General features: G+C 75.1%; 20 protein-coding genes and 1 pseudogene. 9 read left to right on the top strand and 12 right to left on the bottom strand.

The genetic code is table 11. From position 1 onward, the window contains the following. Window positions 1–3: 3 nt before the first annotated feature. Window positions 4–684, bottom strand: a complete 681-nt coding sequence (locus M8C17_RS06255; protein WP_252415431.1) for a DUF2064 domain-containing protein — start codon at window positions 682–684, stop codon at window positions 4–6. Then, a complete protein-coding gene (locus tag M8C17_RS06250) occupies window positions 681–1,355 on the bottom strand; it encodes a glycosyltransferase family 2 protein (protein WP_252415430.1) in 675 nt (224 codons plus the stop codon). Before M8C17_RS06250 ends, M8C17_RS06255 begins: the two co-directional genes overlap by 4 nt. Window positions 1,356–1,500: 145 nt before the next feature. Between M8C17_RS06250 and M8C17_RS06245 the strand changes: the two genes are divergently transcribed. Then, window positions 1,501–2,997, top strand: a complete 1,497-nt coding sequence (locus tag M8C17_RS06245) for a hypothetical protein (protein ID WP_252415429.1) — start codon at window positions 1,501–1,503, stop codon at window positions 2,995–2,997. Between the two features lie 21 nt (window positions 2,998–3,018). Here M8C17_RS06245 and M8C17_RS06240 read toward each other — a convergent pair whose 3' ends face one another. After that, a complete protein-coding gene (locus M8C17_RS06240) occupies window positions 3,019–4,083 on the bottom strand; it encodes an NAD-dependent epimerase/dehydratase family protein (RefSeq protein ID WP_252415428.1) in 1,065 nt (354 codons plus the stop codon). Between the two features lie 236 nt (window positions 4,084–4,319). On the opposite strand from M8C17_RS06240, the gene M8C17_RS06235 reads away from it, so the two are divergent. Continuing rightward, window positions 4,320–5,693, top strand: coding sequence for a molybdopterin-dependent oxidoreductase (locus M8C17_RS06235; protein ID WP_252415427.1), 1,374 nt, complete (start codon window positions 4,320–4,322; stop codon window positions 5,691–5,693). Next, window positions 5,686–6,210 (top strand): hypothetical protein, encoded by a 525-nt coding sequence (locus tag M8C17_RS06230; RefSeq protein WP_252415426.1) that lies wholly within the window; start codon window positions 5,686–5,688, stop codon window positions 6,208–6,210. Before M8C17_RS06235 ends, M8C17_RS06230 begins: the two co-directional genes overlap by 8 nt. Here the strand turns inward: M8C17_RS06230 and M8C17_RS06225 are convergent. The 7 genes from M8C17_RS06225 to M8C17_RS06195 form a co-directional block, all read right to left on the bottom strand. Beyond that, the gene (locus tag M8C17_RS06225; protein WP_252415425.1) at window positions 6,177–6,884 is read right to left on the bottom strand and encodes a dihydrofolate reductase family protein; all 708 of its coding nucleotides are present in this window, start codon (window positions 6,882–6,884) and stop codon (window positions 6,177–6,179) included. The two genes, M8C17_RS06230 and M8C17_RS06225, sit on opposite strands and share 34 nt — an antisense overlap. Beyond that, on the bottom strand, window positions 6,881–7,624 hold the full coding sequence (gene ribA, locus M8C17_RS06220; RefSeq protein WP_252415424.1) for a GTP cyclohydrolase II: 744 nt from the start codon (window positions 7,622–7,624) through the stop codon (window positions 6,881–6,883). The genes M8C17_RS06225 and ribA overlap by 4 nt, the downstream gene beginning before the upstream one ends. Before the next feature lie 56 nt (window positions 7,625–7,680). After that, a complete protein-coding gene (locus M8C17_RS06215) occupies window positions 7,681–8,613 on the bottom strand; it encodes a lysylphosphatidylglycerol synthase transmembrane domain-containing protein (protein ID WP_252415423.1) in 933 nt (310 codons plus the stop codon). A gap of 64 nt (window positions 8,614–8,677) precedes the next feature. Beyond that, window positions 8,678–9,502 carry a class I SAM-dependent methyltransferase gene (locus M8C17_RS06210; protein WP_252415422.1) on the bottom strand — a complete coding sequence of 275 codons (825 nt, stop codon included), beginning with the start codon at window positions 9,500–9,502 and terminating at the stop codon, window positions 8,678–8,680. Further along, entirely contained in the window at window positions 9,499–10,578 is a 1,080-nt protein-coding gene (locus M8C17_RS06205) for a glycosyltransferase family 4 protein (RefSeq protein ID WP_252415743.1), read from the bottom strand. The genes M8C17_RS06210 and M8C17_RS06205 overlap by 4 nt, the downstream gene beginning before the upstream one ends. Continuing rightward, a complete protein-coding gene (locus M8C17_RS06200; protein ID WP_252415421.1) occupies window positions 10,578–10,976 on the bottom strand; it encodes a 6-carboxytetrahydropterin synthase in 399 nt (132 codons plus the stop codon). Before M8C17_RS06200 ends, M8C17_RS06205 begins: the two co-directional genes overlap by 1 nt. 2 nt (window positions 10,977–10,978) lie before the next feature. Further along, window positions 10,979–11,959: a zinc-binding alcohol dehydrogenase gene (locus M8C17_RS06195; RefSeq protein WP_252415420.1), complete on the bottom strand. Its 981-nt coding sequence runs from the start codon at window positions 11,957–11,959 to the stop codon at window positions 10,979–10,981. Between the two features lie 93 nt (window positions 11,960–12,052). Here M8C17_RS06195 and M8C17_RS06190 point away from each other — a divergent pair, with 93 nt between their 5' ends. From M8C17_RS06190 to M8C17_RS06180, 3 genes and pseudogenes are all read left to right on the top strand, one after another. Next, window positions 12,053–12,955, top strand: coding sequence for a CDP-alcohol phosphatidyltransferase family protein (locus tag M8C17_RS06190; RefSeq protein WP_252415419.1), 903 nt, complete (start codon window positions 12,053–12,055; stop codon window positions 12,953–12,955). Window positions 12,956–13,068: 113 nt separating this feature from the next. Next, a pseudogene (locus tag M8C17_RS06185) lies at window positions 13,069–14,697 on the top strand (sulfatase-like hydrolase/transferase); the annotation flags it as partial. 49 nt (window positions 14,698–14,746) lie between these two features. Then, complete coding sequence (locus M8C17_RS06180; protein WP_252415417.1) at window positions 14,747–15,181, top strand: VOC family protein; 435 nt, start codon at window positions 14,747–14,749, stop codon at window positions 15,179–15,181. Between the two features lie 33 nt (window positions 15,182–15,214). Here the strand turns inward: M8C17_RS06180 and M8C17_RS06175 are convergent, their stop codons facing one another. Beyond that, window positions 15,215–15,589 carry a nuclear transport factor 2 family protein gene (locus M8C17_RS06175; protein ID WP_252415416.1) on the bottom strand — a complete coding sequence of 125 codons (375 nt, stop codon included), beginning with the start codon at window positions 15,587–15,589 and terminating at the stop codon, window positions 15,215–15,217. A 140-nt stretch (window positions 15,590–15,729) separates the two neighbouring features. On the opposite strand from M8C17_RS06175, the gene M8C17_RS06170 reads away from it, so the two are divergent. Next, complete coding sequence (locus M8C17_RS06170) at window positions 15,730–16,542, top strand: helix-turn-helix domain-containing protein (RefSeq protein ID WP_252415742.1); 813 nt, start codon at window positions 15,730–15,732, stop codon at window positions 16,540–16,542. Window positions 16,543–16,574: 32 nt separating this feature from the next. Here M8C17_RS06170 and M8C17_RS06165 read toward each other — a convergent pair whose 3' ends face one another. Continuing rightward, window positions 16,575–17,168: a helix-turn-helix transcriptional regulator gene (locus M8C17_RS06165; RefSeq protein WP_252415415.1), complete on the bottom strand. Its 594-nt coding sequence runs from the start codon at window positions 17,166–17,168 to the stop codon at window positions 16,575–16,577. A gap of 38 nt (window positions 17,169–17,206) precedes the next feature. On the opposite strand from M8C17_RS06165, the gene M8C17_RS06160 reads away from it, so the two are divergent. Both M8C17_RS06160 and M8C17_RS06155 read left to right on the top strand, forming a co-directional pair. Then, window positions 17,207–18,817 (top strand): FAD-dependent oxidoreductase, encoded by a 1,611-nt coding sequence (locus M8C17_RS06160; protein WP_256482155.1) that lies wholly within the window; start codon window positions 17,207–17,209, stop codon window positions 18,815–18,817. Window positions 18,818–19,076: 259 nt separating this feature from the next. Beyond that, complete coding sequence (locus tag M8C17_RS06155; RefSeq protein WP_252415413.1) at window positions 19,077–20,687, top strand: hypothetical protein; 1,611 nt, start codon at window positions 19,077–19,079, stop codon at window positions 20,685–20,687. The last annotated feature ends 79 nt before the right edge of the window (window positions 20,688–20,766 follow it).

Raw genomic sequence — 20,766 nt, 5'->3', positions numbered from 1 at the left:
GACTCATTTCCGGTCCCCCGGCACGAGGGCGAGCCGGACCGCCGCGACCTGCCGGGCGAACCGGCCCCGCGGCACCTCGGGCGCCACCGCCAGGGCGTCAGCCCACTCGTCCACGTCACGCAGGACCGGCAGCGCCACGGTACGCAGCCCGCGCCCGGTCAGCGCCGCCCAGGTGTCGCGGCCGGTGTCGGGCGTCGACATCGGTACGTCGCGCAGCACGCCCGCGTGCCGGGGATCGCGCAGGCCCAGCGACCACCAACCGCCGTCGCGCGCCCGGCCGAGCACCGCGTCCGCGGCGTGCAGCCGGCGTACCGCGGCGGTCAGCCGGGCCGGCGTCAGTTGCGGGGTGTCCATGCCGATCTGGAGCACCGGCCGCCCCCGGTACGCCGCCGCCACGTCGGCGTACGCGTTGGCGAGCCGGTCGCCGAGCCCGGTGCCGCGTTGGTCCAGCACCACCCAGCCGGCCAGGGCGGCGGTCAGCTCGGCCGCGTCCTGGGCCTCGGTCAGGCGGCCCGCGCAGGCCAGCACCGGGGTCACCCCCGGGGTGCCGCGCACGGCGTCGAGGGTGTCGCGCAGCGCGGCGGCGGCGATCCGGGCCGCCTGCGCTGGGGTGGCCGGCGGGCAGAGCCTGGTCTTCACCGCCCCGGGCACCGGCGCCTTGGCGACCACCAGCAGGACCGTCACCGGGGGCCGCCCACGGTGCGCAGCACGCCGGCGAAGTCGCGCGTGGCGCGCAGGGTGCCTCGGACGGAGCCGGACACCTTGGATCGGGTGCCGGCCGTGCGGGGCGCGTACGTCACGTCCAGCTCGTGGAAGCGCCAGCCGGCGGCCGCCGCCCGGATCAGCAGTTCGAGGGGGTAGCCGAACGCCCGGTCGGCGACGCCGAGGGCGAGCAGCGCGTCGCGGCGGGCCACCCGGATCGGGCTGAGGTCCCGCAGCGGTACGCCCCGGCGGCGCAGCAGCGCGGCGACCAGGGCCGTGCCGGCCCGCGCGTGCCACGGCCACACCCCGGCACCGACCGGCCGGCGCCGGCCCACGCTGAGATCCGCCGTGCCAGCGGCCACCGGGGCGACCAGGCCCGGCAGCTCGGCCGGGTCGAAGGAGCCGTCGGCGTCGAGGACGCAGACCAGCTCGCCGTCTGCGGCCTCCAGGCCGGCGTGCACCGCCGCGCCGTACCCGCGCCGGGGCTCGTGGACCACCCGGGCGCCGTGCCGGGCGGCCACCTCGGGCGAGCCGTCCCGGGAGCCGTTGTCCACCACGATGGCCCGGTAGCCGGCCGGCAGGGCGGTGAGGACGCCGGGCAGGGCGGCCGCCTCGTCCAGGCAGGGCAGCACCACGTCGATCTGAGTCGGCATACGGCCGACGTTAGGGCGGCACCCACCCGGCGAAGGCCGGAATGTGCTTACCGAACCCTTACCACCAGCGCATTTCTTACCGTCCGGTGACGGGCTGGCAGTTCCGCCCCGGGGAGGCGCGCTGTCGCCGTACCGTCCGGTGGTCATGACCTCGACCACCGCTCCCGCCACCGCCCCCGGGCGGACCCGGACCCGCCGCTGGCGGGGCGATCTTCTGGTGCTGGGCGTGGAGGCGGCGCTGCTCGCCGTGGCCGTGCTGGTGGGTGCGCTGCTGAACGCGCGCGGTGCCGGGTTGTACGCCGACGCCGCCCCGCTGTACGCGACCTGGCGGCCGCACGTGGGCTGGGGCAGCCCGGCCGCGCTGCTGGTGGCGGTCGCGGTCGTGGGCTGGGGCGTGCGGTGGGCGCGCACCGCCCGGTGGGGCGTCCTGCTGATCGCCGCGTGGTTGGCGGCGGTGGCCTGGACGCTGTCGCTGGCCCTGGTGGACGGCTGGCCGGCGGGGCTGGCGCGGCGGCTCACCCCACAGGCCGAGTACCTGCACGAGGTGCCCGGGGTCACCGACATTCCGGCGATGCTGGCCGGGTTCACCGGCCGGATCCTGGACTTCCAGCCGGACGCCTGGTCCACCCACACCGCCGGGCATCCCCCCGGCGCACTGCTGATCTTCGTCTGGCTGGACCGGGTCGGCCTGGGTGGGGGCACCGCCGCCGCGCTGGCCTGCGTGCTCGTCGGGGCCACGGTGGCGGTGTCGGTGCCGGTGACACTGCGGGCGCTCGGCGCGGCCGACGCGGCCCGCGCGGTGCTCCCGTTCCTCGTGCTGCTTCCGGGCGCGGTCTGGGTGGGCGCCTCCGCCGACGGCATCTTCGCCGCCGTGGTCGCGGCCGGCCTGGCCCTGCTGGCGGTGCGTGGCCGGGTCGCCGCCGCGGCCGGCGGCGCGCTGCTCGGCTTCGCGCTGCACCTGTCGTACGGGTTTCTGCTCGTCGGGGTGCTCGCGCTGGCCGTGCTGGCGCTGCGCCGTACCCACCGGTGGGGTGCGCTGCTCGCCGCCTGCGCGGGGGTGGTCGCCGTGACGGCCGTGTTCCTGGCGGCGGGTTTCCAGTGGTGGGACGGGTACCGGCTGGTGGTCGAGCGGTACTACCAGGGCTGGGCGGCGGACCGTCCCTACGGCTACTGGGTGTGGGCCAACGTGGCCGCCCTGCTGCTCAGCGCCGGGCCGGTGCTCGGGCCGGCACTGCGGTGGGTGCTGCTGGCCGTGCGACGGGAGTGGTGGCCGGCGCTGCGCGAGGCGCTACCGGCGCGCTCCGCCGTGCCGCCGACCGGTCCGGCACCGGGTGGCCCACGCTTCGGTCCGGAAGCGGCAGCGACCGGGTGGCGGGCCGTCGGCCGGTTGGCCACGCCGGCGGCAGCGGCGGTACGCGCGGCCGGCCCGACCGTGCTGCTGCCACTGGCGGCCGTGGTGGCCGTCCTCGGCGCGGACCTGTCCGGGCTGAGCAAGGCCGAGGTCGAGCGGATCTGGTTGCCGTTCGTCGTGTGGCTGCTGGTGGCCACCGCCCGACTGCCGGCGGGCTCGCGGCGCTGGTGGCTGGCCGGGCAGGCGGCCACCGCGCTGGCCGTCAACCACCTGGTCTGGACGGTGTCCTGAGCGCGCCCGCGAAGCGGGCGGTCAGCCGGCGATCGCGGCCGGCTCGCGCAGCGGGTCGGTGGCGAAGCCGGCCACCCCCTCGGCGAAGCCCACCCGGGCGGTGTAGCCGAGCAGGTCGACGGCCCGGCGTGGGTCCGCCACCACGTGCCGCACGTCGGCCGCCCGGGCGCCCCCGACAACCCGGGGAGCCGGTCCGCCCATCGCCTCGGCCAGGGTCACCGCCAACTCCCCCACCGTGTGCGGCTCACCCGAGCAGACGTTCACCGGCACCAGCGTGGCCGGTGGCGCGGCGCTGGTCAGGGCCAGCAGGTTGGCCCGCGCGACGTCGGTGACGTGCACGAAGTCGCGCCGCTGCCGGCCGTCCTCCAACACCCGTGGTGCCTCGCCGGCCGCCAGCGCGGACCGGAAGATCGACGCCACTCCGGCGTACGGGGTGTCGCGGGGCATCCGCGGACCGTAGACGTTGTGGTAGCGCAGTGCCCAGACCGTGCCGCCCGTCTGGCGGGCCCACGCCGCCGCCAGGTGCTCCTGGGCGAGCTTGCTCGCCGCGTACGTGCTGCGCGGGTCGAGTGGGGCGTCCTCGGGCACGAGGGCCGGGTCGAGGTCGAGGCCGCAGTGCGGGCAGGTCGGGTCGTACCGGCCGGCCGCCACGTCCTCGGCCCGGCGGGGCGCCGGGCGCACCGTGCCGTGGCCGGGGCAGGTGTAGCGCCCCTCGCCGTAGACCACCATCGAGCTGGCCAGCACCAACCGGCCGATCCCTGCCCGGTGCAGCGCCGCCAGCAGCACCGCCGTGCCGTAGTCGTTGTGCGTGACGTAGTCGGGGGCGTCCGACGGGTCCAGGCCGTGCCCGACCATCGCCGCCTGGTGGCAGACCGCGTCCACCCCGGACAGCAGCCGGTCCAGCAGTGGGCCGTCGCGGACGTCGCCGCGTACCACGTCGTGCGTGCGGGACCACGCGGGCAGCTCACCGCCGTGCGCCTGCGGCAGCAGCGCGTCCAACGCCACCACCTCGTGCCCCTGCTCGGCCAGCAGGTCGACGACCTGCGACCCGATGAATCCGGCCGCGCCGGTGACCAGTACCCGCATACCCGGTCACGGTAGGGCGGACGGGTGCCCGGCGGGCCGGTTCCGGCGACCCGTAAGGAGTTCGCAACAGGTCGACGGGCACAGGTGGGCCGGTAAGCGTTCGGTAATGCGGCAAACGCGTCCGGGCCCGACCTGCGCGTTCTAGCCTGCCCGCAGCGCATCCGCCGACCGACGGCGGCACGCCGCCCGCCCGGCCGACGGCCGGTGCGGCACCCGGCGGCGAGGAAGGAGCAACGGTGTCTCGCAGCAGACCCGGTCCGAGCACCGACCCGACCGGCGCGCCACCGGCGAACGCGGACGACCACGGCGCACCGCGCCGCTTCTGGCGGGCGCTGGACCGGCACCGGCCACCAGGCGTGGACACCCTCGACCGGAGCTGGCGCAGCCCGCTGCGCGGCCCCTGGCTCACCGCCGTCTACGGGTCGGTGCTGCTGGTCGGACTGCCGCTGGTGATCATCACCGGGCTGCTCGACTACGCCGCCTACGGCCCTCGCTTCGGGCAGGCGTTCCCGCACGACGTGGGCTGGCTGCGGCTGCCCACGTTCGACTGGCCGACCCGGCCGTCCTGGCTGTTCCGGGTCACCCAGGGACTGCACGTCACGCTCGGGATCGTGCTCATCCCCGTGGTGCTGGGCAAGCTCTGGTCGGTGATCCCGAAGCTGTTCAACTGGCCGCCGGCCCGCTCGCTGGCCCAGGTGCTGGAACGGCTCACCCTGCTGCTGCTGGTCGGGGGGATCCTGTTCCAGATCGCCACCGGGCTGCTCAACATCCAGTACGCGTACCTGTTCGGTTTCGACTTCTACACCGCCCACTACTTCGGCGGGTGGGTCTTCATCGGGGCGTTCGTGGCGCACGTGGTGCTCAAGCTGCCCCGGCTGGTGACCGCGCTACGGTCCCGCCCGTTCGGCGCCGAGCTGCGTACCCCGGTCGCCGCGACCCACCCCGAGCCGCCCGACCCGGACGACCTGGTGGCGGCACGACCCGGCCCGGCCACGGTCAGCCGGCGCGGCGCCGTCGGCCTGGTCGGCGGCGCGACGCTGCTGCTGGCGGCGCTGACCGTCGGGCAGACCCTGGACGGCCCGCTACGTCACACCGCGCTGTTGCTGCCGCGCGGGCGCGACAACGGCCCCGGCCCGAACGGCTTCCCGGTCAACCGAACCGTCGCCGCCGCCGGCGTACGCCCCGAGGAGACCGGCAGCGGCTGGCGACTGACCCTGCGCGGCGCGGACCGCACGGTGACCCTGGACCGGCCCGGGCTGCTGGCCATGGCGCAGCACACCGCCGCGCTGCCGATCGCCTGCGTGGAGGGCTGGTCGACCCGGCAGACCTGGACCGGCGTACGGCTGCGTGACCTCGCCGCCCTGGCCGGGGTCGCCGACCCGGCCTCCGCGCGGGTGTCGTCACTGGAGAAGGCCGGGCTGTTCCGGGAGGCGGTGCTCGCGCCCAACCAGGTCCTCGACCCGGATTCCCTGCTCGCGCTGCGGGTCAACGGCGTCGACCTCTCCCCCGACCACGGCTTCCCGGCCCGGGTGATCGTCCCGGCCCTGCCCGGGGTGCACTGCACCAAGTGGGTCGCCGAGATCGACTTCCGGGTGCGCGGCGATGACTGAGCTGACCGCCCGGCTGCGCGCCGGCTACGGCGCCGGCCCCCGACACGTCATCGTGGTGACGGCCGCCATCGTGCTCGCCGGCTGGGTGGCGCTGCGGCTGGCCGGCGAGGCGACGACCGGCCGCATGCTGCTCTGGTTCCTCGGCGCGGTCATCGCCCACGACCTGGTGCTCTTCCCGGCGTACGCGACCGCCGACCGGGTGCTGCGGGCCGTGATCCGCCCCGGGCCGGACCGCCGGGTCGCACTGCTCAACCATCTCCGGGCGCCGGCGCTCGCCAGCGCCCTGCTGTTCCTGGTCTTCGCCCCAGGCATCCTGCGGTTGGGCGAGACCACCCACCTCGCCGCCACCGGCCAGAACCAGCACCCCTACCTGTCCCGCTGGCTGCTGCTCACCGCCGCCTTCTTCCTGTCCAGCGCCCTGACCTACGCCCTCCGCGCAGCCTGGCGCCGCCTGACCACCCGTCGTGTGCGGGGAAACGGCGGTCAGGCTCCCGGGAAGCGGTCGGAGAGGGCGTAGCGGAGGAGGACCACGTCGCCGATCTGGCGCGTCTCGGCCAGGCGGGCACGGCGGCCGGGGTGCCAGGGGAACCGGCCCTCGCCGACGAACCGGGGCGCGCGGCCGTCCCCGACGAAGAACGGGGCGACCACCAGGTGCAGCTCGTCGGCGAGGCCGGCGGTGAGGAACTGGGCGTGCACCGTCCCGCCACCCTCCACCATCAGCCGCCGCACACCCCGGCCGGCCAGGTCGGCCAGGACCCACCCGGGGTCGACCGGCTCACCCGCGTCCACCACGGTGGAGACCCGACCCAGCCGCTCCTGCGTCTTCTCCAACGCGCCGGTGGCGCAGTAGACGAGCCGGGGCGGGTCGCCGGCGGTGAAGAACCGGGCGGTCGGGTCGAGGTCACCCCGGGCGGTCAGGGTGACCTTGGTGGGCGTGGAGGGCCGGCCGCACGCCACCCGCTCGGCCCGACGGCGGGCTGAGCGCACCAGCAGCCGGGGGTCGTCGCGGCGGACCGTGCCGGCGCCGACCAGGATCGCGTCGCAGCTGGCCCGGACCGCGTCGACCCGGTCCAGGTCGTCGTCGTTGGACAGCAGCAGCCGCTGGTCCGAGGCGTCGTCGATGTAGCCGTCGATCGAGGTGGCGCAGCTCAGCAGCACGTACGGCCGCGTCGGCGCCGGCCGGCAGGTCACCGCGAGAAGGGCCGGTCGGGGGTACGGCCCGCCGGCGCGGGAGCGGCACCGTCGGCCACCTCGGACCGTGCCGCCCCGGCCTCCGCCGCTGCCCTGGCCTCGGCCAACTCGGTCTCCGCCGCCTTGGCCGCCTTCGCCGCGAGGTAGTCGGCGTTGGCCGGAGACAGGAAGATGCCGGTGGACACCCGCTCGACGACGGTGACGCCCAGCCGCGTCAACTGCTCGGCCTTGTCCGGGTTGTTGCTGAGCAGCCGGATCCGCGGCACGCCCAGGGTGGCCAGCATCTGCGCCGCGACGCTGTAGTCCCGCTCGTCCTCGCCCCGACCGAGCGCGAGGTTGGCCTGGTAGGTGTCAAGGCCGGCGTCCTGCAGGGCGTACGCGTCCAGCTTGGCGTACAGGCCGATGCCCCGGCCCTCCTGCCGCAGGTAGAGCAGGAACCCACCGGCCTCGGCGATCCGCTGCGCGGCCTCGCGCAACTGCGGCCCGCAGTCGCAGCGCTGACTGCCGAACACGTCCCCGGTCAGGCATTCGCTGTGCGGGCGGACCAGCGGCGGCTCACCCCCGGCGGCGAGCCGGTCCAGCGCGCCGGCCCAGTCGCCGAGACCGAGGGCGAGGTGTTCCCGGCCGTCCACGAGGCCCTTGAACGAGAACACCCGGGCGGTCGTGGCGTAGCCGTCGGGAAACGCCAACGGCACCGTGACCTGCGTACGGACCGTGGCAACCGGCAGTGCTTCGCGCATGGGACTCCTTTGTCCGGCGCCACCGTCGCGCGGCGGCGCGTCCTTCCACAACCGGCTCAACAGCCGTCGCCGGTTTCCCGCCCGCCCGCCGGAACCCGAGCACGCCGGGCGAGCAGCACAGCGGCACCGGGCAGGCTTGCCACCAGCACAAGTCCACCGTAGACGGTGGCGGTGGCAATTCCCTGGGCGGCGGTGAGCCCGGCCGCGCCGAACACCCACGCGGCCACCCCCTCGCGCGGGCCGAAGCCGGCGATGTTCAGCGGCAAGCCCATGGCCAGCAGGGCGAGCAGCGTCAACGGCAGCAGCCGGGACAGCGGGGCGTCCGAGCCGGCGGTACGCGCCGCCACCAGGAAGGTGGCCAGGTGACCGGCGACCATCACGGTGGAGGCGAGCAGCACGCCGAACCAGGTCCGGCGGGACAGCAGCCCGGCCCGGACGTCCGCCACGGCCGTGCGCAGCCCTCGCGCCCACCGCGACCGGCCGGTCCGGGGCAGGACCCGGGCCAGCAGCACGGCCGCCAACCCGGCGGCGACCAGCAACGCGGCGGCGGCCGGCAGATAGGGGCGCACCGGCGAGGGGAAGGCGGCCAGCACCACGAGCGCCACGGCCACCAGGACCACCTGACCGGCGGCACGTTCCCAGACCACCGCGCGGATGCCCCGGCTCACGTCGCCGGCGTCCCGGCCGTGGCGTACCGCCCGGTGCACGTCACCGAGCACACCGCCGGGCAGGGTGGCGTTGAGGAACACCGCGCGGTAGCAGTGCGCCACCGCGGTCGCCAGCGGCAGCCGTACACCCAGGCCACCGGCGACCAGGCTCCACCGCCAGGCCGCGCAGACCGTGGTGAGCACACCGATGAGCAGGGCCGCGGCCAGCGCCGGCGCGTCGATCAGCCGCACCCCGGCCAGGAACGGACCGGTGCCCACCTGCCACAGCAGGACGGCGAGCAGCCCCACCCCGCCGACCACTCGTGCCCAGGCCCAGAACATCGGCGCCGGTCCTCCCTGAAGATCGTCCACTTGCCCCAGTTCACGTATCCGGGGCGCGAGCGGTTCATCCGTGGGCGAGGAGGTCCCGGTGCTCGACCAGCACACCGAGCCGGCCGGCGGCCGCGTCGGCCAGCCTGCGCCGGGCGTACGGCCCGACCCGGTCGGCCAGTTCCGGGCGCTGTGCGCAGGCCGCCCCCAGCCAGCCCCGGAACCACTCGGCGGCCAGGTCGGCCTGCTCGGGGCCGAGCCGCCACGGGCTGGGCCGCTGGCGTACCGCGACGCCCCGGCGGGCGAACGCGGCGGCGGTCGCGTCGGCGGCGTCGGGGCCGAGCAGCCGCCGGCCGTCGACGGTACGGCGCTGGTGGTCGTTGAACGCGGCCTCGATCACCGGGTCCAGCGGGTCCGCCGGGGTGAGCCGGACCTGCCCGGTCACCGAGATCGCGAACAGGGTGGGGCGGCCGGCGGCGGCGCAGGCGTCCACCACCCTCTCGACCTCCTCGGCGGTCAGCATGTCCAGCAGCGCCGACGCGGTGATCAGCGCGCCGTCAGCCAGGTCCTCGGCGGTCAGCCGGGTGAGGTCACCGTGCCGGGTGCTCACCGTGACCGGCGCTCCGTCCGCGGCGGTGACGCCGGCCATGGCGTCGGCGGCCCGGGACAGCAGGTCGGCGTCCCGGTCGTGCAGCACCCAGTGCTGCGGGCCGGGCAGGCGGGCCGCCAGCCAGCGGCTCATCGAGCCGGTGCCGCTGCCCAGGTCGTGGATCAGCGTCGGGCCGTCGCCGGTCAACCGGGGCCGGAGTACGTCGACCAGGTCCTCGGCGCGGGCCGCCGCGTCGGCGGCTTCGCGCAGCCGTAGCCAGTCGGCGAACGGCAGGGTCTCCTCGACGGTCATCCCGTCACCTCCTCCAGCGCGGCGGCCAGCAGCGCGGTCGTCACCGGCCAGTCGGTCAGGGTCTCCCGCCGGGCGAGGGCGGCGCGCCGCAGGCGAGTGCGCAGCGTGTCGTCGTCGAGCCAGCGGGCCAGCGCTCCGGCCAGCGCCGTCGGGTCGTCCGGCGGGACCAGTAACCCGGGCCGGTCACCGCCGGGGGCATGGCCGAGCGCCTCCGGCAGACCACCGACCTCCGTGCCGAGCACCGGCAGGCCCCGGGCCAGCGCCTCGGTGACGACCATCCCGTACGTCTCGCCCCGCGACGGGAGCACCAGCAGGTCGGCGGCGGCGTATTCGGCGTCCAGCGCCGCCCCGGTCAACGGGCCGGCCAGCCGGACCCGGTCGGCGACCTGCGCCCCCGCCAGCCGCTCGCGCAGCCGGTGCACCAACTCCGGCTCCCGGGCCAGTGTGCCGGCGCAGACCAGCGTCCACGGCAGCCCGGCCAGGGTGGACAGCGCGTCGACCAGCACGTCGTGCCCCTTGTGCCGGGTCACCGCCGCCACGCAGAGCAGCCGGTTGCCGGCGGCGGAGCCGGGTACCGCCGGGGCGGCGGTCACCCCCGGCGGTGCCGCCCGGACCCGGTCGGCTGGCAGCGGGTGGCGGGCCAGCAACCGGCGGCGGGTCCACTCGCTGGTGGTGACCACAACCTGGGCGGTCGCCAGCGCGGCGGCCTCGGCGTCGTCGTCCAGCGGCATGTGCACCAGGACGACCAGGCGCAACCGGCGGGCGTGCGGGGCGAGCAGGTCCGGCACGGTCGAGGCGATCAGGCCGTCGAGCAGCACCACCGCGTCGTCCGGCGTGGCCGCGAGCAGCCGGGCAAGCGCCGACCGGTCCGCCGGGTCGGGGCGCGGCCAGGCGCCGGGCACCGGATGCTCACGCACCGACCAGCCCTGCTCACCCAGCCCTCGGCAGATCCGCCGGTCGTAGACGTTGCCGCCGCTGGGCGTCGCCGGGTCGTCGATGTCGCCGGGCAGGACGACGTGGACGGTGCGGCCCTGCGCTCCCGGCCGGCCGACCGGCGTCGCCCGACCCGCACCGATCACAACGACCGCTCGTAGCTGGCCCAGGCGACGTGCGACTCGTGCAGGGTGACGGTGATGCCGGCCAGCTCGCGCGCCCCGGCGCCGAGCTGGCCGGCGTGCACCCGCTCGGCCAGCCGGTCGGCGACCGTACGGGCCAGCACCTCGGTCGTGGTGTTCACCCCGGCGAACGCGGCCTCGTCGTCCAGGTTGCGGTAGGTCAGCTCGCCGAGCACGGCGCGCAGCTGCTCGGTGGCCAGACCGATGTCGACCACGATGCCGTCGGCGTCCAGGTCGGGCCGGCGGAACGTCGCGTCCACCACGAAGGTCGCCCCGTGCAGACGCTGGGCCGGGCCGAACACCTCGCCCCGGAAACTGTGGGCGATCATCATGTGATCCCGAACGGTCACGCTGAACACGGTCACTCCCCGTCGTAGGTGATGAGGTGGCAGAGCGCGGGCAGGTCGCCCGTGCTGAGTCGAGCGAGCACGTCGGGCAGCTCCGCGAAGCGGGACGCACCGGTGATCAGCGCGTCGAACGCAGGGTCGTCGAGCAGGTCCAGGGCGAGCGCCAGCCGCTCGGTGTAACTGCGCCGGCCCCGCCGGGCGGGCGCGACCATACCGACCTGACTGCTGCGTACGGTCAGCCGGCCGGAGTGGAACGCCCCGCCCAGCGACACCTGCACCGGGCGGTCGCCGTACCAGCTCAGCTCGACCACCGTGCCCTCCGGCGCGAGCAGGTCCAGCGAGCGCTGCAGCCCGGCGGCGGTGGCGCTGGCGTGCACGACCAGGTCCCGGTCACCGGAGGCGTCGGCCGGGCGGGCGAACGCCACGCCGAGCGCGCCGGCCACGCCGGCCCGGCGGGCGTCGGTGTCGATCAACTCGACGTCCACGCCGGGGAACCGGGCGAGCAGCGCGGCGACGCAGCAGCCCACCATGCCCGCGCCGACCACGCTGACCCGGTCACCGACCAGCGGCGCGGCGTCCCACAGCGCGTTCACCGCGGTCTCCACGGTGCCGGCGAGCACCGCCCGCGCGGGCGGCACCCCGTCGGGCACCGGCACCACGGCGGTGGCCGGCACGACGTACGCGTTCTGGTGGGGGTGCAGGCAGAAGACCGTGCGCCCCAGCAGGGCCGGTGGACCCTGCTCGACCACGCCGACGCTCAGGTAGCCGTACTTCACCGGGCCCGGGAAGTCGCCCTCCTGGAACGGCGCGCGCATCGCGGCGTACTGGTCGGGGGGCACCCGGCCGGCGAAGACCAGCGTCTCGGTGCCCCGGCTGACCCCGGAGTATCGCGCCCGGACCAGCACCTCGTCGGGACCCGGGGCGGGCAGCGTCACCGGCCGGATCTCCGCCGAGCCGGGCTCGCGCACCCAGCAGGCGTACGCCTCGCGGATCACCGTCGCGCACCTCACCTTTGCTTCCGGCCGAACCGAACGGCCACGTTTTCCGTGTTCCCTGTCGGGGTCGTCGATCATAAACACGGAGGTACGGTGCCCACAGTTCGAAGTGGTCCGATGATCGGGCTGGGCGCGCAACTGGTCGTGCTGGCGGCGTTGGCCGCCACCGTGGGGCTGGGCGGCGCGGGTTGGCTGGTCGGGACCGGCTACGCGGTGGTCACCTGCATCGGGTTGAGCCGGGGCCTGCGCCAGGCCGGCGCGTCGCGGTTGGGCCCCGCCGACCGGGTGACGCTGACCCGGGCCGTCCTGGTCGGAGCGGTCACCGCACTGGTGGTGGACTCGTTCGGCCGGCCCTCGCCGGTGGGGCTGCTGGTCGCGGTGAGCGCGGTGGCACTGCTGCTGGACGCCGTGGACGGTCAGGTGGCGCGGCGCACCGGCACGGTCAGCGCTCTCGGCGCGCGCTTCGACATGGAGGTCGACGCGTTCCTCATCCTGGTGCTCAGCGTGTACGTCGCGCCGGCCGCCGGAGTGTGGGTGCTGGCCATCGGCGCGATGCGGTACGCGTTCGTCGCGGCGAGCGCGGTGCTGCCCTGGCTCAGCGGGTCGCTGCCACCGCGCTACTGGCGCAAGGTGGTGGCCGCCGCGCAGGGTGTGCTGCTGGCGGTGGCCGCGGCGCGGGTGCTGCCGGAGCCGTGGACGACGCTGGTGCTGGTGGTGGCGCTGACGCTGCTGGTGGAGTCGTTCGGACGGGACATCGCCTGGCTGTGGCGCCGCCGCCCGGCGGCCCGCCCGGTCGCCGCGCCGGCACCGGTCGCTGTCGCCGCACCCGCGCCGGCCGCGTCGCCCGTTCCGGCGCCACGGGTCGCGCCCGTCCCGGTGGTGCTCCTGCCGGTGGCCGGGCACTCCCCCGTCACCGTGCCGCCCCTGCTGCCGGTGCACGCTCCGGCGATGGCGGCGCGCTCGGCCGGTACCGTCCACTCCGACTGGAGGCTCTGATGACCCTTCCCACCCGGGTACGCCGGCTGGCCGGCCGGTTCCGCTCGCGCCCCTCCGCCGCGGGGGAGGCGTCGGCGCGTACTCCCGGGGTGTCGGCGGCCGAGCGCGGCCCGGCGCGGCGGGCGGTGGCCGCGGCGGGCAGTGTGCTGGCGGTGCTGCTGGTGTTCGTCGTCCTGGTCGGCCCGGACCGGCTCGGTCTGCTGACGCCCGGTGCCTTCCTGCGCATCCCGCTGGAAGGGCTGGTCATGGCCGCGCTGCTGCTGGCGCTGCCCACGCGACCCCGGCAGGCGGTGGTGGTCGTCGTGGGGCCGCTGCTCGGCCTGCTGGCCATCGTGAACCTCGCCGACCTGGGCTTCCGCGCGGCCCTCGACCGGCCGTTCGACCTGGTGCTGGACTGGCTGCTGCTGGACGACGCGTTCGGCTTCGTCCGGGACTCGGCCGGTCGGGCCGGCGCGGTCGGCGCGGCGGTGGGCGCCCTGCTGCTGGTCGGCGCGCTGCTGCTGGTGCTGACGCTGGCGCTGCGGCGGCTGGCGGCCCTGCTGGCCCGTCACGAGCGGGTGGCGACCCGGGCGGTGGCCACGCTGACGGTCGCCTGGCTGGCCTGCGCCGTCATCGGGGTCCGGGTGGTCCCGGGCGTGCCGGTGGCCGACGCCGGGATCACCGCGCTGGTCGGCGCGCACGCCGGGCAGGTGGACGAGCGGCTGCGCGACCGGGGCGCCTTCACCGCCCAGATCGCCACCGACCCGTTCCGCGACACCCCGGACGACCAACTGCTGACCGGGCTACGCGGAAAGGACGTCATCCTCGCCTTCGTGGAGAGCTACGGGCGGGACGCGGTGGAGGACCCGGAGTTGGCGCCGCAGGTCAACGCGGTGCTGGACTCGGGAACCCAGCGACTGCGCGCGGCCGGGTACGGCTCCCGCAGCGGCTTCCTCACCTCCCCGACCTTCGGCGGTGGCAGCTGGTTGGCGCACGACACGCTGCTGTCCGGCCTGTGGACGGACAACGAGCAGCGGCACCGCAGCCTCCTGGCCAGTGACCGGCTCACCCTCAACGGCGCGTTCCAGCGGGCCGGTTGGCAGACCGTCGGGGTGTTGCCGGCGGCCACCCAACCGTGGCCGGAGAAGGGGTTCTTCTCCTACGACCGCTACTACGACGCCGAGGCGCTCGGCTATCGGGGGCCGTCGTTCAGCTACGCCCCGATGCCCGACCAGTACACGATGTCGTTCTTCCAGCGGCAGGTTCGCGCCCGCGCGGACCAGCCGGTGATGGCCGAGATCCCGCTGGTCTCCAGCCACTCGCCCTGGACGGCGATACCCCGGATGATCGGCTGGGACGAGGTGGGCGACGGCTCGATCTACCACGGCGCCGCCGCCGGCGAGGACAGCGGCGACGCCGACGGTGACACCAGCCGGATCCGGGCGGGATACCGGCAGGCCATCGGGTACTCGCTGGAGACGTTGATCTCCTACGTGCAGACCTACGGCGACGACGACCTGGTGCTGGTCTTCCTCGGCGACCACCAGCCCGCCCCCGTGGTCACCGGCGAGGGCGCCAGCCGGGACGTGCCGATCACCATCGTCGCCCGTGACCCGGCAGTGCTGGCCCGAGCGGCCGGCTGGGGCTGGGAGGACGGCCTGCGGCCGGGTCCGCAGGCCCCGGTGTGGCCGATGGACACCTTCCGGGACCGGTTCCTGACCAGCTTCGGGCCGTCGACGCCGCCGATCGCCGCACCCCGCTGAGGGGCGGCCCCGTGGTGACGACGAGGGATCCCGCCCCTATGGTGGACCGATGGCGTCGGTCAAGCAGGTCCAGGTCACCTTCGACTGCGCGGAACCCGAGCGCGTCGCCCGCTTCTGGTGCGAGGTGTTGGGGTACGTCGTACCGCCGCCACCGGAGGGGTTCGCCACCTGGGACGAGTTCGACCGCGCGCTGCCGCCTGAACAGCAGGGCTCGGCGTTCGCCTGCGTCGATCCCACCGGTGTGGGCCCGCGACTGTTCTTCCAGCGCGTCCCCGAAGGCAAGGTCGTCAAGAATCGGGTGCATCTTGACGTGCGGGTCGGCACCGGGCTCGTGGGTGACGAGCGCCTGGCGGCACTTGAGGCCGAATGCGCACGACTGGTCGCGCTCGGCGGGGTGCGCGTGCGCCTGCTGTCCGCCGATGGCGTCAACGAGTCGTGTCTCGTGATGCAGGACGTCGAGGGCAACGAGTTCTGCCTCGACTGAGTGCCGCGAACCCGGCGCGGGTCGGGTGGGCGGTCATCGGCTCTCCGCCGGGACTCGGTCCAGGAAGCCCAGCACCTGGGTCAGGCGCCCGTTGCCGTCGACCACCGCGACGTCGAAACCAGCGATCGGTGCCTCGCCGCTCTCCGGCCCGAGCTCCCAGGTGAAGCGGACCTGGTTGTGGTGGCCGTCGACCGGGCCGGCCAACCGGAACGTCATGCCGGGGAACTGACTCTGCACCGCGGCGATCGTCGCGTCGACGGCCTCCCGGCCCTCGGCGACGGCCAGCGGGTCCACGTAGCGGCCCTCGGGTGCCCACAGGTCGTCGATGTCCTGACGCCGCCTCGCCGGATCGGTCTCATTCCAGATCGCGATGTACCGCTCGGCCAGCTCGTGGAATGCCGCAGTCATGGAACTCTCCTCGTTCGCCGGAAATGGGGGCGGGTCGCCGCCTCTGGAAAAAGGATCTCCGGTGCCGTGGCGCCTGTCGATTACGTCGCAGGTAATGGCCCGCGCTCCGATGGGGTACCTAGGGTCGGGGCGTGACGACCATGACAAGGCAGGGGCGACCCGTCGGCGAGTTGCTGCGCGACTGGCGCCGAACCCGCGGGTTGAGCCAGCTCGACCTGTCGATCGAGGCGGGGGTGTCGACCCGGCATCTGAGCTTCGTGGAGACCGGGCGATCCCGCCCGAGTCCGGATCTCATCCTGCGGTTGGCGGATCAGCTCGACATGCCGCTGGCCGAGCGCAACACGGCGCTGCTCGCCGGCGGGTACGCGCCCGCCTACCCCAGCCACGAGCTCAGTGATCCGGAACTGGTTCCGGTACGTGCCGCCGTACGGCAGATCCTCGATGGCCACGACCCGTACCCCGCGGTGCTCATCGACCAGCACTGGCATCTCGTCGAAGCCAACCCGGCCGTCGCTCTGCTCACCGCTGGCGCCGAACCCCACCTCCTGACCCCACCGGTCAACGTGCTGCGACTCAGCCTGCACCCCGACGGCATGGCCCCGCGAATCCTCAACCTGCCGGAGTGGCGCGCCCACCTGCTCCACCGGCTGCGCCAGCAGGCCGCGGCGACCAACGACCCGGCCCTGCACGAACTGCACGAGGAGCTTCGCGGCTATCCGGGCGACAACGACGCTACGGCGCCGGTCAGGGACGCCGTCTCGCGCGTCGTCATCCCGCTGCGGTACCGCCACGACGGCCGGGAGCTGTCGTTCTTCACGACCACCACCGTCTTCGGCACACCTCGGGATGTCACCGTCTCCGGGCTGGCCGTCGAGGCCTTCTTCCCTGCCGACCCGGCGACCACGGACACGCTCCACACCCTCGCCAGGACCCGAGCCCGAACGGACACTTGACCAGGAACAGCACGGGCGCTCCTGAGCCGCGACTACCGGTCGTCGGACCCGGTGGGGCGGGCGCGGACGTGCAGCCGCTCCCCCTGCGGCCCGAAGAGGCTGAGGACCTCGGTGGTGCCGGGGCCGGGGTTGGACAACCGGTGCGGGACGCGGGTGTCGAACTCGGCCACCTCGCCCGGGGTCAGCGTCAGGTCGTGCTCGCCGAGCAGCAGGCGCAGCCGGCCGGAGAGGACGTAGATCCACTCGTACCCCTCGTGGGTCTGCTGGGTCAGCTCCCCGGTAGGCGTGTTCGGCGGGAGGATCTGCTTGAAAGCCTGCAGACCGCCCGGTCGGCGGGTCAGGGGCAGGAACGTCACGCCGTGCTTGACGATGGGCTTGGGGCGTACCCGGGGGTCTCCGGTCGCCGGAGCGTCCACCAGCTCGTCCAACGGCACCTGGTAGGCCCGGGCCAGCGGGAGCAGCAGCTCCAGGGTGGGCCGGCGGCTGCCGGACTCCAGCCGGGACAGGGTGCTCACCGAGATGCCGGTCAGGTCGGCGAGCTGGGCCAGGGTGGTCCCCCGCTGGTGGCGCAGGGCACGCAGTCGCGGGCCGACGGCGGCCAGCGCCGCGCTGTCGTCGTTTGCCATAACGGCAAGGATAGTTGCCGCCCGGCCGGCGGCGACGGATGGTGGGCTCAGCCGAGAAGCAGGGAGACACACCGGTGGACGAGACATATGACGTGGTGGTGGTGGGCGGCGGCGCGGCGGGGCTCAGCGGAGCCCTGGCACTGAGCCGCGCCCGACGCTCGGTGCTCGTGATCGACTCCGGCGAGCCGCGCAACGCGCCGGCCGACCACGTGCACAACTACCTGGCGCGCGAGGGAACGCCGCCGGCCGAGCTGGTCGCGGCCGGCCGCGCCGAGGTGGCCGGGTACGGCGGGACGTTCCTGGCCGGGCGGGTGGAGACGGCGACCAGGGACGACGACGGGTTCCGCCTCAACCTCGACGACGGGCAGGTGGTGCGCGCCCGGCGGCTGCTGGTGGCCACCGGCTTGACCGACGAACTGCCCGACGTGCCGGGGTTGGCGCAGCGGTGGGGTCGCGACGTGCTGCACTGCCCGTACTGCCACGGCTGGGAGGTCCAGGACCGGCGGATCGGTGTGCTGGCCACCGGGCCGATGGCCGTGCACCAGGCCGAGATGTGGCGGCAGTGGAGCTCGGACGTGCTGCTCCTGCTGCACGACGCTCCGGCACCGGACGAGGAGGCGGCCGAGCGGCTCGCCGCCCGGAGCATCGCCGTTGTGCCGGGTCCGGTCGCCGCGCTGGAGGTGACCGGGGACGCGCTGACCGGCGTCCGGCTCGCCTCCGGCCGGGTGGTGGCGCTCGACGCGGTGGTGGTCGCCACCCGGACGGCCCCGCGCGCCGGGTTGCTGGTCGGGCTGGGCCTGGCCCCGGAGGAGGTCACGATGGGCGGGTACGTGATCGGCAGCCAGATCCCGGCCGACGCTACCGGGGCGACGACCGTGCCGGGAGTCTGGGTGGCCGGCAACGTCGCCGACGTACGCGGCCAGGTGATCACAGCCGCCGCGGCCGGCCTGACGGCCGGGGCAGCCATCAACGCCGACCTGATCGCCGAGGAGACCCGCGACGCGGTGACCGCGTACCGGCAGCTGGTGGCCACGGCCTTCGAGGAGCCGGCGTGGGAGGAGCGCTACCGTTCCCGGCCGGCGGTGTGGAGTGGCCGGGCGAACCCGCAACTGGTCACCGAGGCCGCCGATCTGGCACCGGGGCGGGCACTGGACGTGGGCAGCGGCGAGGGCGCCGACGCCGTGTGGTTGGCCGAGCGCGGCTGGCGGGTGACGGCGGTGGACATCTCCACCACCGCGCTGGGCCGTGCCGCCGGGCACGCCGACGCCGCCGGGGTCGGCGACCGCATCGAGTGGACGCACGCCGACCTGCGCGAGAAGCCGCCCACCGAGGAGGCGTACGACCTGGTGTCCGCGCAGTTCATGCACCTGCCGCCGGCGCAGCGGCGGGAGCTGTTCGCCCGGCTGGCCGCAGCGGTGGCGCCGGGCGGCACCCTGCTGATCGTCGGGCACCACCCGTCGGACCTGTGGACGTCCGCGCACCGGATGCACATGCCCGACATGATGTACACGGCCGAGGACGTGGCCGGCGAGCTGGATCCGGCCCGGTGGGAGGTGCTCACCGCCGAGGCCCGGCCTCGCACCGCCACGGACCCGGAGGGCCGGGACATCACCCTGCACGACGCGGTGCTGGTCGCCCGCCGGCGCTGAACACCGATGCCGGTGGCGGCTCGTCCGCCACCGGCATGCGCCACTGTGGACGGCGACAAAGGTCGCGGATCACCGCCTTCCGGGCGGCGCTCCGTCACGATCCACCGGGGAAAGGACGGGTGCTCGGAGGTTGTCGTGGGCGGTGGTGGGGCGGGCCTACTCACGGCGCGGCCTCGGCGGTAGCGTTGCGCCACATTCACGGCCCGCGCGGGGCGGTCGACCGCCGGCCCTGGCGCCCCGATCGTACGGAGGATGGTGCATGTCCATCGGCGCTGAGCCGCACGCAGCACGCGACGATGCGGCCTCGCGGCCGAGCTTCGAGCTCGCCCTGCGCGGCTACGACAAACGCCAGGTCGACAAGCACCTGGAGCAGCTCGACGGGCAGTTGGCGATGCTGAGCGGGGAGCACGGGCGCTCCGCGGTCCGCGTCCGTGAGCTGACCGCCGAGGTGCAGCGGCTGCGCGCCGAGCTGGCCGAGCTTCAGGAGCAGCCCGTGCAGGTGGACCGCGCCTCGTTCCAGGATCTGGGTCCCATGGTCGGCGAGATCCTGGCCCTCGCCGAGAAGCAGGCGTCGATGATCACCGACTCGGCCATGGATCGTGCGAACGAGCTGCGGACCGAGGCGGAGCGCATCCTCGTCGACACGCGCGAGCGGGCCGCGCAGGCGCGCCAGGATCTGGGCGAGGAACTGGCGGCCCGGCGCGCCGAGCAGGAGCAGGCGTACGAGGAGCGGCGCCGGGTGGCCGAGGCCGAGCTGACCGCGATCCGGGAGCACGCCGAGCAGTTGCGGGCCGACGGTGAGGCCGCCCACGAGCGTGCGCAGCACGAGGCGAAGCGGATCACCGAGCAGAGCGCCCAGCAGCTCAACCAGACCAGGGTCGCCGCCGACGCGCTGATGAAGTCGGCCCGCACCCAGATCCAGCAGGAGCTCCAGGCCGCCCGGGCCAAGGGCCAGCAGGAGATGGCCCAGTGGCAGGCCGGGGTGGAGCGCGAGGTCAACGACCGGCGAGCCGCCGCCGAGCAGGAGATCGCCGAGCAGCAGGCGGTCGCCGAGCGGGAGCTGGCCGAGCAGCGCAGCACCACCGAGCAGCAGATCGCGGCGCTGCTGGCCGAGGCACAGCAGCACGTGACGGAGCTGCGCAACCGGGCCGACGAGCAGGCCGCCACCCAGCAGGAGCAGCTTGCCGCCGTGCAGGAGGAGCTTGAGGAACGCCGCCAGGAGTCGGCCCAGCTGCACGCCGAGCTGGAGACCGCCCGCCAGCAGCTCGCCGAGGTCCGCCAGGAGGGCGAGACCCTGGAGAACGAGCTGGGCCGGATCCAGCAGCGGCTGAACGAGGTGCGCCGGGACCTGACCGCCGAGAGCGCGCGTCTGGACGAGGCCCGCCGGGCCGGGGATTCTGCCGAGCGGCACGCCAAGGACGTCCGCGCCCGGGTGCAGCGGGAGGCGAAGCGGGTGGCCGACCTGGCCGCCGCCGCGGTGATGGCCGCCGCCGCGGGTGGCACGGAGACCGCCGAGTACCCGATGGTGGGCAGCCGGTCCGGCACCGACCGGCCCGTCGTCGAGCGGCCCGCCGCCCACCGACTCGTCAGCGAGCGGCCGATCGACGAGCGGGCCGCCGACGACCAGCCGGGTGACGAGCTGCCCGGCGGCGACCAGGCCGAGGACGAACGGCCCGATGGCGAGCCGGCCGACAGCCCGGGCGGCACGGACGAGCCGGCCGTGACCGTCGACCGTCCGGCCGCCACGAACGCACCCACCAGCGATGCCGGGCCGGCCTTCGGGCGACCAGGCGGCACCGGGGACCCGACGCCCGTGCCGTTCCTGCCCTTCGGGCAGCCGATCAGCGAGAACGGCGCCGCCCGGACCTGACGCCGGTGGCGGTCGACCTCGGGCCGGTTCGGACGGGGCGATTCTGCGCGGAACCCGGTCGACGGTCCCGTCGGAGCTG

The organism is Micromonospora sp. RHAY321 (assembly GCF_023896955.1).
Classification (GTDB): domain Bacteria; phylum Actinomycetota; class Actinomycetes; order Mycobacteriales; family Micromonosporaceae; genus Micromonospora.
The sequence above is the reverse complement of the archived record's forward strand: the minus strand, read 5'-3'. Positions and strand labels throughout refer to the sequence as shown.